This window comes from Vibrio atypicus (assembly GCF_009811315.1).
Classification (GTDB): Bacteria; Pseudomonadota; Gammaproteobacteria; order Enterobacterales; family Vibrionaceae; genus Vibrio; species Vibrio atypicus.
Genome location: NZ_BLID01000002.1, coordinates 74048 through 88505, shown reverse-complemented (window position 1 = coordinate 88505; position 14458 = coordinate 74048). Strand labels below are relative to the sequence as shown.

Annotated in this window: 15 protein-coding genes; 14 read left to right on the top strand and 1 reads right to left on the bottom strand. The window is 44.8% G+C overall.

All coding sequences use genetic code 11. The annotated features are described in order from the left end of the window. The first annotated feature begins 335 nt into the window (after nucleotides 1-335). From GVO60_RS05030 to GVO60_RS04975, 12 genes are all read left to right on the top strand, one after another. On the top strand, nucleotides 336-1514 hold the full coding sequence (locus GVO60_RS05030) for an ABC transporter substrate-binding protein (RefSeq protein WP_159651534.1): 1179 nt from the start codon (nucleotides 336-338) through the stop codon (nucleotides 1512-1514). Further along, nucleotides 1504-2487, top strand: coding sequence for a LytTR family DNA-binding domain-containing protein (locus GVO60_RS05025; RefSeq protein WP_159651533.1), 984 nt, complete (start codon nucleotides 1504-1506; stop codon nucleotides 2485-2487). Before GVO60_RS05030 ends, GVO60_RS05025 begins: the two co-directional genes overlap by 11 nt. 2 nt (nucleotides 2488-2489) lie before the next feature. Further along, entirely contained in the window at nucleotides 2490-3236 is a 747-nt protein-coding gene (locus GVO60_RS05020; RefSeq protein ID WP_159651532.1) for an SDR family oxidoreductase, read from the top strand. 241 nt (nucleotides 3237-3477) lie between these two features. Next, nucleotides 3478-4059 carry an electron transport complex subunit RsxA gene (rsxA, locus tag GVO60_RS05015; RefSeq protein WP_159651531.1) on the top strand — a complete coding sequence of 194 codons (582 nt, stop codon included), beginning with the start codon at nucleotides 3478-3480 and terminating at the stop codon, nucleotides 4057-4059. Continuing rightward, nucleotides 4059-4640 (top strand): electron transport complex subunit RsxB, encoded by a 582-nt coding sequence (gene rsxB / locus GVO60_RS05010; protein ID WP_159651530.1) that lies wholly within the window; start codon nucleotides 4059-4061, stop codon nucleotides 4638-4640. Before rsxA ends, rsxB begins: the two co-directional genes overlap by 1 nt. A gap of 8 nt (nucleotides 4641-4648) precedes the next feature. Next, nucleotides 4649-7255, top strand: a complete 2607-nt coding sequence (rsxC, locus tag GVO60_RS05005) for an electron transport complex subunit RsxC (protein ID WP_159651529.1) — start codon at nucleotides 4649-4651, stop codon at nucleotides 7253-7255. Beyond that, on the top strand, nucleotides 7255-8301 hold the full coding sequence (gene rsxD / locus GVO60_RS05000; RefSeq protein ID WP_159651528.1) for an electron transport complex subunit RsxD: 1047 nt from the start codon (nucleotides 7255-7257) through the stop codon (nucleotides 8299-8301). The genes rsxC and rsxD overlap by 1 nt, the downstream gene beginning before the upstream one ends. 8 nt (nucleotides 8302-8309) lie before the next feature. Beyond that, nucleotides 8310-8945, top strand: coding sequence for an electron transport complex subunit RsxG (rsxG, locus tag GVO60_RS04995; RefSeq protein ID WP_159651527.1), 636 nt, complete (start codon nucleotides 8310-8312; stop codon nucleotides 8943-8945). After that, entirely contained in the window at nucleotides 8938-9627 is a 690-nt protein-coding gene (locus GVO60_RS04990; RefSeq protein ID WP_159651526.1) for an electron transport complex subunit E, read from the top strand. Before rsxG ends, GVO60_RS04990 begins: the two co-directional genes overlap by 8 nt. Nucleotides 9628-9660: 33 nt before the next feature. Beyond that, nucleotides 9661-10302: an endonuclease III gene (nth, locus tag GVO60_RS04985; RefSeq protein WP_159651525.1), complete on the top strand. Its 642-nt coding sequence runs from the start codon at nucleotides 9661-9663 to the stop codon at nucleotides 10300-10302. A gap of 11 nt (nucleotides 10303-10313) precedes the next feature. Next, a complete protein-coding gene (gene gloA, locus GVO60_RS04980; RefSeq protein ID WP_159651524.1) occupies nucleotides 10314-10730 on the top strand; it encodes a lactoylglutathione lyase in 417 nt (138 codons plus the stop codon). 112 nt (nucleotides 10731-10842) lie between these two features. Next, a complete protein-coding gene (locus GVO60_RS04975) occupies nucleotides 10843-11280 on the top strand; it encodes a DUF2753 domain-containing protein (protein ID WP_159651523.1) in 438 nt (145 codons plus the stop codon). A gap of 36 nt (nucleotides 11281-11316) precedes the next feature. On the opposite strand, the gene motY is transcribed toward GVO60_RS04975, so the two are convergent. Continuing rightward, nucleotides 11317-12198 carry a flagellar protein MotY gene (motY, locus tag GVO60_RS04970; protein ID WP_159651522.1) on the bottom strand — a complete coding sequence of 294 codons (882 nt, stop codon included), beginning with the start codon at nucleotides 12196-12198 and terminating at the stop codon, nucleotides 11317-11319. Nucleotides 12199-12422: 224 nt separating this feature from the next. Here motY and rnt point away from each other — a divergent pair, with 224 nt between their 5' ends. Together rnt and GVO60_RS04960 are read left to right on the top strand one after the other, a co-directional pair. After that, nucleotides 12423-13085, top strand: coding sequence for a ribonuclease T (rnt, locus tag GVO60_RS04965; RefSeq protein ID WP_159651521.1), 663 nt, complete (start codon nucleotides 12423-12425; stop codon nucleotides 13083-13085). A gap of 24 nt (nucleotides 13086-13109) precedes the next feature. Then, a complete protein-coding gene (locus GVO60_RS04960; protein ID WP_159651520.1) occupies nucleotides 13110-14435 on the top strand; it encodes a Na+/H+ antiporter family protein in 1326 nt (441 codons plus the stop codon). The last annotated feature ends 23 nt before the right edge of the window (nucleotides 14436-14458 follow it).

Here is a 14458-nt window from a genome sequence, read left to right as displayed (position 1 = left end):
TGAAACAACACTCGTATAACGACAAAATTCTAGAATTAAATACCTATTAGCTTATATTTTTATTTAACCCATCTAACTTACCGTAAAGTAAGAGAATCCGCTTATCATAGCTGCATATTTTCGTCTAATTTTCGTTCGATAAAGCGTTATTAATCAACCAAACTGTCGCATAGAAGAGTCCATGATATTTAAGTTATCATTAACTTCAATTATAATTTGATGTTGCTGTAATCAAAAAAATAAAAAAACATCAAAACAATAGAAAAACTTTTAAAATACATACAGATAAGATTTAATTCGCACTTTTTAGATGTAACAAAATGCAGGGGAAACAGATGAGTTTAGTTAAATTCTTCTGGGCAAAAAAACACCAGTTATGCAACTTGATGTTATTAGCACTAGGTGCTGGTATAAGTTTTCAAGCACATGCTAAAGAAAATCATCCATATAAAGTTGGAATTATTATTGGTCAGACGACAGAAAATAGCTCCAGATCAAATATGGAGAAAATGTGTATTTTAAAAAGCACAACAAACTCCTTACAAAATCAGTATCCAAACGTAGATTTTATCTTTGTTGAAAATAATCGTTCAGCCAGTGGAAGTGTTGAAGCGGCACTTAAACTTATCAATAATGACGTCGATATTGTTTTACTACCATTGTTATCCAAAGAAGCCGAAGCTGCAGCTGACTTTCTAACTCCTGCTGGTATTCCCTTTCTTACATCTGCAACCGCAATGAATGTTATAAAAAACACTCAGCTGGGGTTTTCAATTATGGCTTCAAATCTTTATCAAGCTGAGTTGCTCGCACAATACTACCTAAGCCAAACCACTCACGAACCGCTCCATATTGTGAGGTCAAAATCCAACCGTTACTCAGTTGAAATAGCAGGAGAGTTTTTACGCCTGGTTTTGGAGAAACGTCCCGACTTAAAAGTCACTGTTCACGACTTTAGCACCAACTCGATGCCAAAAATTGTTGAAGAAATCCAATCCGGCGACACAATCTTCGCGCCTCTATTTAATCCTCACATTGCCCTTCTCTATCATGAGTTGGATCTCAATGATAAAGAAAACCTATCTATTCTTGGTCCGGACTCCGTTGGCGGAAGAAAAGAATTTTATGACATCATCGAAAAGGTATCGCCTAATATCACGTTGAGGTTTTTAAAAAATTGGAATGGTGAAACCAAAGGACCAACTAAGGAGCTTTTTGGCTCTTATGCCAATACTTATTGCTCTGCAAACCCCAACTCATTTTTGAGCGCCTACTCATTTGACTTAATTAAGTTGATAGAGAGTGAACTCCAGAAACTCACCGGGCTCAAGAGCAAAAAGCAAGCCCTTCATGTAATAAGCCAATCCAACTACCTCACGGTAATGGATGGCCAAGCTATCTCGATCAACAATACGGGACATAATAGAAAGCCAATGTACTTGTTCGAAGTCTCTGCTCAAGGAAACCAATGGATTGAAACTTTATCGCTGAGAGAAACTGAACATGGCGAGTAATCAACGCTCCAAGTTACGCAAAATCGCTCTTGCAGCGCTGCTGATGATACTCACCCAGGCTATGTTGGTTATCGCTTACTTCAATACATTGGAAAGCAAAACGCCTAATGACAGCTTAGCGGGAGCATTAATAGAAGGGTGGACGAAAACCGACGCGTTTCTTGATGATATCTACACTTTCAACACCGATGGAATACGCTCTAGTTTGCAGCGATTTATATCTGCCTACGAGCAATCCAATATTGACGCTGATATGTGCATTCAAGTCACCATACACAGCTTTACCTCAAACAATCGCGATATATTGGAACTTTGCACCGCGGATACCTCCATTCCAAAGCTAACCACTAGAGCATCTCGGATTGAAGTGAACTCAAACTCACTACCAATAACAATGGGCAACAAAAAAGTCGCCGTCGTAAACTACTACCTGGCAGAAAAGCTAACCTCTTTCCAAGACAAGTATTTTGTCAGTAGCTTAAGTCTGTTCATTCTGGCAGAACTGTTAAGTTTCGCCGCCTTCTTTGCCTTAATCAAACTGATACTACTTAACCATCCCCCAACAAAGGCATACGAAGAAAATGACGCACCGGTAATCCCACCAGAACGTCAACAGATTGAAAATATATGCAAGATAATAAACAGTAATAAACGCGCCTTTGCACTCAATGAAGACGTCGTACTAATCACTTATAGCCATCCTTATTCCAAGGTGATCTACAAATCAGGTCTATCCACGAAAATAAAATGCTCCCTAGTCGACTTAGAGCAATCTTTCCCTTTGGCTTTAATACGCATCAACCGTTCAACTTTAGTCAACCAAGAGCTACTTCAAGTTGGAGATAATGTTGATATCAAAGCGTCAAAGGATAGCCATCAGGTCATCATCAACGTTAAAGGCCAAAAATATGAACTGAAAGTAAGTAATCACTATAAAGACAACTTACTTACTGTCATTTCAAGAGGAAATTAGGAATGAAAACTACCTTAATCACCTGCGCCACCAGCGAAATGGGAAGCGCTATCGCCCAGTCTCTATCAGGTAATCTAGTGTTAGCCGGAAGAAATAAAGATAAGCTGGCGGAGTTGTGCACAAATATGACTGAGAAATGTCACCCTGTTTCTCTTGATTTTAGTGATGATGGCAGCATTAACTCCGCAGCACACGCTATCGCTAATCAAGATAAACTTGATCAAATCGTATTTATTATTCCGAGAATACCGCCATCTCAGTCTATTTTTCCAGACAACGAAACCTGGTTCGATTTGTACCAAAACTATTTCATTCGCCCACTGGGCTTATTGAAAGACTTAGTTGAAAATGAGCGAATTAATCATGGAGCAAAGATTGTTCTCATCTCCGGTTTAAGTAGCAAAAACGCACTATCACATTACAGCACCAACAACTGCCTAAGAAGTGCATGGTTAGGACAAGCTAAAACGATGGCACTAGGACTCGGTGAATTCGGTATTTCCGTCAATACTCTCTCGCTAGGAGGAGTAATGACCGAAAGCTATACCAATAAAATGGAACAAAAAGCGCAAGAAAACGGTGTCAACTTCGAAACGCAAATGCAAAGCGAAACCAATAATATTCCTCTACGTAAATATGCTTCTGTTCAAGACGTTGTTGACGCGGTATCAGCGCTTCTCGGGCCTTTGAGTAATCATATGACTGGGCAAAACATTCTTTTGGACGGCGGTTTTTTTAAAGGTTATTAATCCCGTTTTAGCTCTATCATAACTTTGGGGCGTCCCTTCTTTCTGGCTTAGAGAATCGTTAACTATTCATCGGAGCAAAGATTGGGACGCCAATTCCCCTATTTCCTCGTATTTTTTCAACTTTCCCAACACAATCTCGTATAATTTTTAGTCAAGAATATAAAACCTTATCTTTCCTTGGTTGTTATTGAACGGGCAAAGCAGGATAATATCGGGATCGGAATTTCCTAAATAAATAACTATGACCGAATATCTTTTGTTGTTGGTGGGCACTGTCCTAGTCAACAACTTTGTACTGGTGAAGTTTTTGGGCCTATGTCCGTTTATGGGCGTGTCAAAAAAACTCGAAACTGCAATAGGCATGGGGTTAGCTACAACATTTGTGCTGACCTTAGCGTCAGTGTGCGCGTACCTTGTCGAAAGCTACATTCTCGAACCTTTGGGGCTACAGTATTTACGTACGATGAGCTTCATTCTTGTGATCGCTGTTGTGGTGCAATTTACAGAAATGGTGGTTCATAAGACTAGCCCAACCTTGTATCGCCTGTTAGGGATCTTTCTCCCTCTCATCACGACGAACTGTGCGGTACTAGGTGTTGCGCTTCTCAATATCAATGAGAACCATAACTTCATCGAATCCATTATTTACGGCTTTGGCGCTGCTGTGGGCTTCTCATTAGTTCTGATCCTATTTGCTTCAATGCGAGAACGAATCAATGCGGCAGATGTACCAGCCCCCTTTAAAGGCGCGTCCATCGCTATGATCACAGCAGGATTAATGTCGTTAGCATTTATGGGCTTTACTGGCTTGGTGAAACTGTAATGAGTGCGATCTTAATTGCGGTATTTGCCGTTGCAGCACTGGCTGCCCTATTTGGAGCGATTCTTGGTTTTGCTTCCATCCGTTTTAAAGTCGAAGCGGATCCTATTGTTGACCAAATCGATACGATTCTGCCACAAACCCAGTGTGGTCAGTGTGGTTACCCCGGTTGTCGACCGTACGCTGAGGCCATTGCTAATGGTGACGCGATCAACAAGTGTCCACCAGGAGGCCAAGCAACGATTGAAAAACTTGCCGACCTTATGGGTGTTGAAGCGACCGAATCGGCTCACGATCTCGATGCGGTAAAAACCGTCGCCTTTATTCACGAAGATATGTGTATTGGATGCACTAAATGTATCCAAGCGTGCCCTGTTGACGCCATTGTTGGCGGAACAAAAGCTCTACACACAGTGATTAAAGATGAATGTACAGGCTGTGATTTGTGTGTCGCACCTTGCCCAACTGACTGTATTGAAATGATCCCTGTAGAAACCACTACAGCGAATTGGAAATGGCAATTGGACGCCATTCCTGTTGTTGATATTACCGATTCTGCGCCATCGCAGAATAGTGTGAATTAAGGACTGGTATGTTGTCATTAATCGAACAAATAAAATCTGGTTCACTCTGGGATTTCCCTGGAGGCGTGCACCCACCAGAAAACAAACAGCAATCCATTAGTACGGATATTGCCCGTGCTAGCATTCCTAACGAAATCGTATTACCTATAAAGCAACATATTGGTAAACCTGGCACCATCACGGTTAATGTGGGTGATAAGGTTCTGAAAGGACAAGCGCTAAGCAAATACGATACTAGCTTTATGCTTCCTGTCCATGCGCCAACATCTGGCACCGTGACGGCAATAGAACTGAGAACAACCGCGCACCCTTCTGGCTTAGCGGAAACATGTATCGTCATTCAACCCGATGGTGATGATAACTGGATCGAACGTCAGCGCATTGAAGATTTCACAACACTTTCAGCCGATGAGCTGATTGAAATCATTCGCCAAGCCGGTATTTCAGGCATGGGTGGTGCGGGGTTCCCGACGGCTAAGAAAATTCAGTCAGGCCTAGCTCGCACTGAGGTTCTAATCGTCAATGCTGCAGAGTGTGAACCTTATATCACTGCCGACGATATGCTGATGCAAAAGCATGCTAATGAAGTCATTCAAGGTATCGAAATTGTCGAACATATCTTAAAACCGAAGCTGACTATCATCGGTATTGAGGACAATAAACCACAAGCTATTTCCGCACTTGAAAAAGCCGCAGCGGATAAAGATATCGTCATTAGAGTCATTCCGACCAAGTATCCATCAGGTGGCGAAAAGCAACTGATCAAAATACTGACCAATAAAGAGGTGCCAGCAAATGGCATTCCGGCAGATATTGGTCTTATGGTGCAAAACGTTGGTTCACTGCAAGCGATTAAACGTGCGATTTGCGACGGTGAACCTCTGGTTGAACGTATCGTGACCTTAACCGGTGATACCTTTAAGCAACCTCAAAACGTGTGGACGCTAATCGGCACACCAGTGCAGGCTCTACTCGATGAATTTGGCTACAAGGCAGACAAAAAGCTACCTCGCCTGATCATGGGTGGCCCGATGATGGGCTTTACCTTGCCGCATGCGAATGTGCCTATAACTAAAACGGCGAACTGCATTTTGGCGCCAACACGTAAAGAGATCTCACCGAATCAATATGAGATGGCGTGTATTCGTTGCGGGCAATGTGCGGAAGCTTGTCCGGCCTCTTTGCTCCCTCAGCAGTTGCAGTGGCATGCGAAAGCAGAAGAGTTTGATAAGTGTGAAGAGCTAAACCTCAAAGATTGTATCGAGTGCGGCGCGTGTGCGTTTGTCTGCCCAAGTGAAATTCCACTGGTTCAATACTACCGTCAAGCAAAGGCTGAGATCCGAACTCGCAAAGAAGAAGCCGAAGCGGCAGAGCGAGCCAAAGTACGCTTTGAAGAGAAGAAAGCGCGCATGGAGCGTGATAAAGCGGAACGTGAAAACCGCTTTAAGAAAGCCGCCGATGATCGCCGTAAGGACATGAAGCAAAGCGGTGGTGATGATGCCATTGCCGCTGCTATCGCTCGTGTCAAAGCTCAAAAAGCGGAAGCGAAGCCAGAAGAAGCTAGCGTTAAACCGGCTGTTGCTGCTGCGATTGCCAAAGCAAAAGCTAAACAAGCCGCAGCCCAGCAATCAGGCAGCTCAGAGCCTGACAATTCAGAAATGGCGAAGTTGCGTGAAGAACGCAAGCGTGAAGCTCGAGAGCGTAAAGCTCAAAAAGCGCAACAAGCTGAGCCAAGTGAAGCATCAGAAGACAAGAAAGATGCGGTCGCAGCAGCGATAGCAAGAGCAAAGGCTCGTAAAGCCGCTCAGCAAGATAGTGAAGCTGAAGCGCCTGCAACAGACAAAAAAGCCGCTGTTGCGGCAGCGATTGCTCGCGCTAAAGCGAAAAAGTCTCAGAGCGAAACACCTGATTCAAGCAACTCTAGCGATAAAAAAGACGCCGTCGCGGCTGCCATCGCCCGTGCTAAAGCACGTAAAGCGGAGCAGCAGGCTGATAAGGTTGAAACTGAATCCGCACCTGTAGATGAGAACAAATCAGACGATCCGAAGAAAGCTGCAGTTGCTGCTGCGATTGCCCGAGCTAAAGCGCGCAAGGCAGAGCAGCAGGTCGATAAGGTTGAAACCGAGTCCGAGCCTGTAGCTGAGAGCAAATCAGACGATCCGAAGAAAGCGGCAGTTGCTGCAGCGATTGCCCGTGCTAAAGCGCGTAAAGCAGAGCAGCAGGCTGATAAGGTTGAAACCGAGTCCGAGCCTGTAGCTGAGAACAATTCAGACGATCCGAATTCAGACGATCCGAAGAAAGCAGCCGTTGCTGCAGCGATTGCCCGTGCTAAAGCGCGTAAAGCAGAGCAGCAGGCTGATAAGGTTGAAACCGAGTCCGAGCCTGTAGCTGAGAATAATTCAGACGATCCGAAGAAAGCAGCAGTTGCTGCAGCGGTTGCCCGTGCAAAAGCGCGCAAAGCAGCGCAGCAGGCTGATAAGATTGAAACCGAATCTGCGCCTGAAGCTGAGAACAATTCAGACGATCCAAAAAAAGCCGCAGTAGCCGCTGCTATCGCCCGCGCTAAAGCGCGCAAAGCAGCGGAACAACAAAAACAATTTAAGGAGAAAGAGTAGTGGCCTTTTTTATTGCCAGCTCACCACACGCGCACAGTCGTAGAAGCACTCCTGACCTAATGAAGTGGGTGGCGCTATGTGCGCTACCAGGTCTCATTGCCCAAACCTACTTCTTTGGTTGGGGGACAGTGATTCAGTTGCTCCTTGCTATCATCATAGGGCTAAGTTTAGAGGCCCTAGTCATGGTGCTGCGAAAACGTCACCCTATGTCAGCACTACGTGATAACAGTGCTCTCGTCACAGCTTGGTTACTCGCGATTGCCATCCCTCCCCTGTCTCCGTGGTGGGTCATTACCATAGGTTTAGTCTTTGCTATCTTAATCGCAAAGCACCTCTACGGTGGTATTGGTCAAAACCTCTTTAACCCAGCAATGGTGGCCTACGTCGTCCTTCTGATCTCCTTCCCAGTACAGATGACGAGTTGGGTATCGCCAAATGAGTTGCAGGCCTCTTCAATTTCAATGGGAGATGCCTTCTCTCTCATTTTTACTGGCTTTAATTTAGATGGCTTATCACTACAGCAGATCCGCGCTGGTATTGATGGCATTACAATGGCAACCCCGCTAGATGCCTTTAAGACAGCACTTCATACTGGCAGCACAGCAAGTGAAGCTTTGTCTCAGCCTCAATTTGGAGCTTTAGCTGGCATCGGTTGGGAGTGGGTCAACTTGGCTTACCTTGTTGGTGGCCTCATTTTAATCAAACTGCGCGTCATTAATTGGCATATTCCGGTTAGCTTCTTACTCGGGCTGACAGTAATGAGCGGCCTATTTATGCTATTCGCGCCAGGCGAGACAGCATCACCTGTATTGCACCTATTCTCTGGTGCAACCATGCTCGGTGCATTCTTTATTGCTACCGACCCTGTTTCCGCCTCGACAACCGTGAAAGGCCGACTTATCTTTGGTACCTTCATCGGTGCGATGGTGTTTATTATTCGTAGCTGGGGTGGTTTCCCTGATGGCGTCGCATTTGCCGTACTGCTTGGCAATATGTGTGTCCCTCTGATTGACTACTACACCAAACCTAGAACATACGGGCACTAAGGAACATCATGCTAAACGCTATTCGTAAAAATGGTGCGGTTCTCGCGATATTTGCTTGTGCTTCCACAGGTGTGGTGGCACTGACCCACTACTTAACCAAAGACCAAATCCAGCAGCAAGAACAGGCTCAGCTACTTTCAGTGTTGAACCAAGTGATACCTCACAACCTGCACGATAATGACTTATACCAAGCGTGTACCTTGATTACTGACCCGTCATTAGGTACAGATAAACCAATGCCTGTTTATATGGCGACCTTGAATGGCCAACCATCTGCCCTAGCGATCGAAGCAATTGCACCAGATGGTTACAACGGTGCAATCAAGCTCATTGTCGGCATTAAGCAAGATGGTACTGTTTTAGGTTCTCGGATTTTAAGTCATCAAGAAACCCCTGGGTTAGGTGATAAGATCGACTTACGTGTTACAGATTGGATTTTAGGTTTCAACGGTAAAACGCTGACCGAAGAAAACCAATCAACTTGGAAAGTACGTAAAGATGGTGGACAGTTCGACCAATTTACTGGCGCTACCATTACGCCACGTGCGGTAGTAAAAGCCGTTAGAAACACGGTTCAGTACGTCAACGACCACCGAACAGACATTCTCAGCCAACCTCTAAATTGTGGAGGCAACAATGAGTGAACATATAACACTAATTAAAAATGGTATGTGGGACAACAACCCGGCGCTTGTTCAGCTGCTTGGCTTATGTCCACTTTTGGCCGTTTCGTCAACTGTGACCAATGCATTGGGGTTAGGTATTGCCACTTTGCTGGTATTGGTCGGATCTAATGTTACTGTCTCTTTGGTTCGCGATTACGTGCCAAAAGAAGTCCGCATTCCGGTATTCGTCATGATCATTGCCGCACTGGTAACCTGCGTACAGCTTCTGATGAATGCCTACGCGTATGGACTTTACTTATCACTCGGTATCTTCATCCCTCTGATCGTAACCAACTGTATTATCATTGGTCGCGCCGAAGCTTTTGCATCAAAAAATGATGTACTTCCATCAGCGCAGGATGGCTTTTGGATGGGTATGGGTATGACAAGCGTATTGGTATTGCTTGGTGCTATGCGCGAGCTCATTGGCAATGGCACTTTATTTGATGGCGCTGATCTCTTGTTAGGAGAATGGGCCAAAGTATTGCGTATTGAAGTGTTCCAATTTGATAACAGCTTCTTACTCGCTCTACTCCCACCTGGCGCATTCATTGGCGTCGGTCTACTCATCGCACTAAAAAACATCATCGATAAGCAGCTCGCTGCCCGTCAGCCAAAACAAGAAAAACCAGCGATAGAACGAGCACGAGTGACCAATTAATAACAATAACTGACACTGGAAAGCAGCCTCAACATGAACAAAGAAAAACGCCGAGAGATACTTGAGCGGTTAAGGGCCGATAACCCACACCCGCAGACTGAGCTCAACTGGAGCACGCCTTTTGAACTACTGATTGCTGTTTTGCTATCAGCTCAAGCCACTGATGTTAGTGTGAACAAAGCAACCGATAAGCTTTATCCTGTTGCGAACACACCACAAGGGCTGTTTGATCTCGGTGTTGATGGCGTTAAGGAATACATTAAAACCATCGGCCTATTTAACTCCAAAGCAGAGAATGTCATTAAGACATGCAAAATCTTATTAGAACAGCATGGCGGAGAAGTCCCTGAAAACCGTGAAGCGTTAGAAGCTTTACCTGGAGTCGGACGTAAAACGGCTAACGTCGTACTCAATACTGCATTTGGCTGGCCAACCATTGCAGTAGATACTCACATTTATCGTGTATCAAACCGTACTAAGTTTGCGATGGGTAAAAACGTTGACCAAGTTGAAGAAAAACTGCTGAAAGTCGTACCCAAAGAATTCAAGATCGATGTGCACCACTGGCTAATTTTACACGGTCGCTATACTTGTGTGGCGCGTAAGCCTCGCTGCGGCAGCTGTATCATCGAAGATTTGTGTGAATTCAAAGAAAAAGTATATCCAGAAAATTAGGAGAGCGAGCAATGTCAAACGGACGTATTCTACACACTATGCTACGCGTAGGTGATTTAGATAAATCAATCGAGTTTTACACCAAAGTCATGGGGATGAACTTACTTCGCACTAACGAAAACAAACAGTATGAATATACCTTGGCTTTTCTCGGTTACGGTGATGAATCTCAAGGTGCTGTGATCGAATTAACCTATAACAGGGGCACAAGTGAATACGATCTCGGCTCTGCTTTTGGTCATATCGCAATCGGCGTTGATGATATTTACTCCACTTGCGACACTATTAAAGCCGCTGGCGGCAATGTGACTCGTGAGCCGGGCCCTGTAAAAGGTGGGTCGACTCATATTGCCTTCGTCAAAGACCCAGATGGCTACATGATTGAGTTAATTCAAAACAAATCAGCATCTGCAGGTTTAGAAGGTTAACCTTCGCATCCAATCCAAAAATAAGACAGTGCTCTACTGTCTTATTTTTTAAGCTTTACTTGATAATGATTATCATTTAATCTCAAGCTATTCGAATAGAGGAGATGAAGACATGGGTATTGCAGAGTGGGAAAAACATACATTGCTTGCAGATATGGCAATGAATGATGAGGATCACTTACGCAGCATTCTACATTATCAGCAAGCACTGACGATTAGTGAACGAATCGGAGATGCTGAAGAGATTGAGGTAGAAGATCGCCTGATGATTTCCGTCATCTCTTGTCACAACATGGCGATGTTTTGGCGCAACATCGGCGACATCAAGTATGAGCTGAAATACCTACAACTCGCCTCTGAAAAAGTCCTCACTCTGGTCCCGCAATGTCCAAACACAGATTGCGATGCCTTCATTGATTCAATGGGCTGCTGTAAAAAGGCATTAATCGAATTCATGAAACGCCATCCAAATCCTAAGATAGCGCAACTTGTGCAAGATATAGATACTGCGACCAACTGCAATCTCATCGCCAAATTCAAACTCAATTAAAAAGAGCCAGCATTGCTGGCTCTTTTCCTATCTCTTCTAAACTTGGGTTCGCCCCAAAGAAATCACTACTCGTCGGTTACGATCTTTGCCTATCGGTGACGCATTGTCATCGACAGGTCGACGCTTACCATATCCTTGAACCTGAATACGATCTTCAGGTAGTCCAAGTGATTTGAAGTAGTTTTGTAATACTTCAGCACGGCGCTCTGAAAGGTTTTGGCTCGCACTCTTACTGTCTTCAGAGTCGGTATACGTTGAGACCAATACCAAGTCGATATCTTGGTTATGACGAATGTATTCTGCGATTTGTGCCAGTCGTTTTTGCGACTGTTTGTTGAGTTCTACGCTGGTTCGATCGTAGTGAAGAATAGTAAAAGCGATGTCTTCAAAACTGTATGGCAACAAATTGGCAATACAGTCACTAAACACATTGTAGGAGCTTTGAAACAACACGGAAGACAAGGCGACTTCCACACGCTCATTGCGGCTCTGCCACTCTTGATAACTAAACGTTGGGTAACGTCCTTTCTCTAGTTCACTTAAAATACTCCAAGCCGTTTGCCCACCAACGTAACCATCAAATTGTTGGAAGAAACGAATATTAGTAATTCGGCTCGCTCCCTCACCTGGGCGCCATGAAGGTGGCATGGAGATCAACGACACATCTCGGGTTTGGCCCATCGGTCGTTTCATTTTAAGTTCAAAATCTAAGTTAATTTTCTTGCTCGCATGCGAAGAGAACACTGCGTCACCATAATTGGGGATTGGGTGAACCATACGGCACTCTAACGGCGTGTTTGCAATCATCTGCCATTGTGATTGCTGAGGCGCGGCAACATATCGGACATCCATTGCAGCAGCATGTCCTGCAATTGTCGTCAGTGTTAATGTTAGTCCTGTTGCAAACAGCTTTTTCATAGTGTGTCGATTCTCTTTTACAGCATGATTCGAGGCGGGATTTTGCCGCACTCTATAAAGACGTTAATCATAATGCAAGAAGCTCGCCAATCTCCCTATTGCCCTGGACAAAGAAGGAACAAACAAATCTATCAATAAAGCTTTGTGATTAATTCGACAATGCGGTTTTGCTTGCTTAAAGAATCTGCAATAATGCTGCCCTTGTCACATAATATTAGACCAACATGACTGTAGAAAACGAAGCACTGACGCTTAAAAAACGATTTCGAGGCTATTTCCCGGTAGTCATTGACGTTGAGACCGCAGGGTTTAACGCCAAAACTGATGCACTATTAGAAATCTGCGCCGTAACCCTTAAAATGGACGAGAACGGTGATCTCCAGCCTGCTTCAACTATTCATTTCCATGTTGAACCCTTCGAAGGTGCAAACCTTGAAAAAGAAGCGCTCGACTTTATTGGCCTACGTGACCCTTTCAGCCCACTTCGCGGTGCTATCCCCGAATCTGAAGCCCTCAAAGAAATTTATAAGCTTGTACGTAAAGAGCAAAAAGCCGCTGATTGCGGCCGTGCCATCATTGTCGCGCACAATGCCACATTCGATCATAACTTTGTTATGGCCGCGAGTGAACGTAGCAAGTTAAAACGCGTCCCTTTCCACCCCTTCGCGACGTTTGACACGGCAACACTAAGCGGACTGGCTTACGGCCAAACTGTATTAGCTAAAGCATGTAAAACCGCTGGGATGGATTTCGACAACAAAGAAGCCCACTCTGCCTTATATGACACACAAAAAACGGCAGAACTTTTTTGTGGCATCGTCAATAAATGGAAAGCCCTTGGTGGTTGGCCACTGATTGAAGCCGATGCTGAAAATAATAATGAATAAGTAAACACAACAAACGAGAAAACTATGAATCCTGTTGTAATTTCCGTATGTATCATGCTGGTACTAGCACTGATGCGCGTGAATGTCGTTGTCGCTCTGACATTCAGTGCCATTGTCGGTGGTTTAGTTTCTGGTATGAGCCTTAACGATGCTGTCTCTGCATTCGAAAGTGGCTTAGGTGGTGGTGCAACCATCGCACTGAGTTATGCAATGCTTGGAACTTTCGCTGTTGCTATCTCGAAATCAGGTATCACTGACCTTCTAGCTAACAGCGTAATCAAACGAATCCACGGCCAAGAAAACGGCGCAGCTTCGACTGGCCTAAAATACGCAGTGCTAATCGCATTGGTGCTGGTCACTATGTCTTCACAAAACGTAGTTCCTGTCCATATCGCCTTTATCCCCATTTTGATTCCACCTCTTCTAGGCGTATTCGCAAAGTTGAAACTAGACCGTCGTATGATCGCCTGTGTCTTAACTTTCGGCCTTGTTACTCCTTACATGGTGTTACCTGTTGGTTTCGGCGGTATCTTCTTAAACAATATCTTGCTAAAAAACTTGCATGATAATGGCCTAGAAAACGTCGTTGCGAGCCAAGTTCCGGTCGCGATGCTGCTACCTGCTGCGGGCATGATCTTTGGTCTACTGACTGCGATTTTCTTTAGTTACCGTAAGCCGCGCGAGTATCAGGAGACTGAGCTTACTCAAGTGACTCAAGAAACAGCAACTATCAACAAGAAGAACATCCTAGTCGCTGCGCTAGGTATTGTTGCAGCGCTTTCTGTACAGCTTTCTACCGGCTCGATGATCATCGGTGGTCTTGCTGGCTTCATGGTGTTTACTTTTGGTGGTGTTATCGCATGGAAAGAGACACACGATGTCTTTACCAAAGGCGTTCATATGATGGCAATGATTGGTTTCATCATGATTGCTGCTGCTGGCTTTGCTGCCGTGATGAAGCAAACTGGCGGTGTCGAATCTTTGGTTGAAGCACTAGCTACCAGCATTGGCGATAACAAACCAATGGCAGCTCTGCTTATGCTTGTGGTGGGCTTACTTGTCACTATGGGGATTGGCTCATCATTCTCCACGATTCCAATCTTAGCAACTATTTACGTTCCTCTTGCGGCTGCATTTGGTTTCTCTCCTATGGCAACCATCGCACTTGTTGGCACAGCCGCTGCTCTAGGAGATGCTGGCTCTCCGGCTTCTGATTCAACGTTAGGTCCGACATCGGGTCTAAACGCTGACGGGCAACACGAACACATTTGGGAAACGGTAGTACCTACGTTTATTCACTACAACATCCCATTGATTGTCTTTGGCTGGATTGCAGCGATGGTTCTGTAATCTCGCAAACAGCAATAACAAAA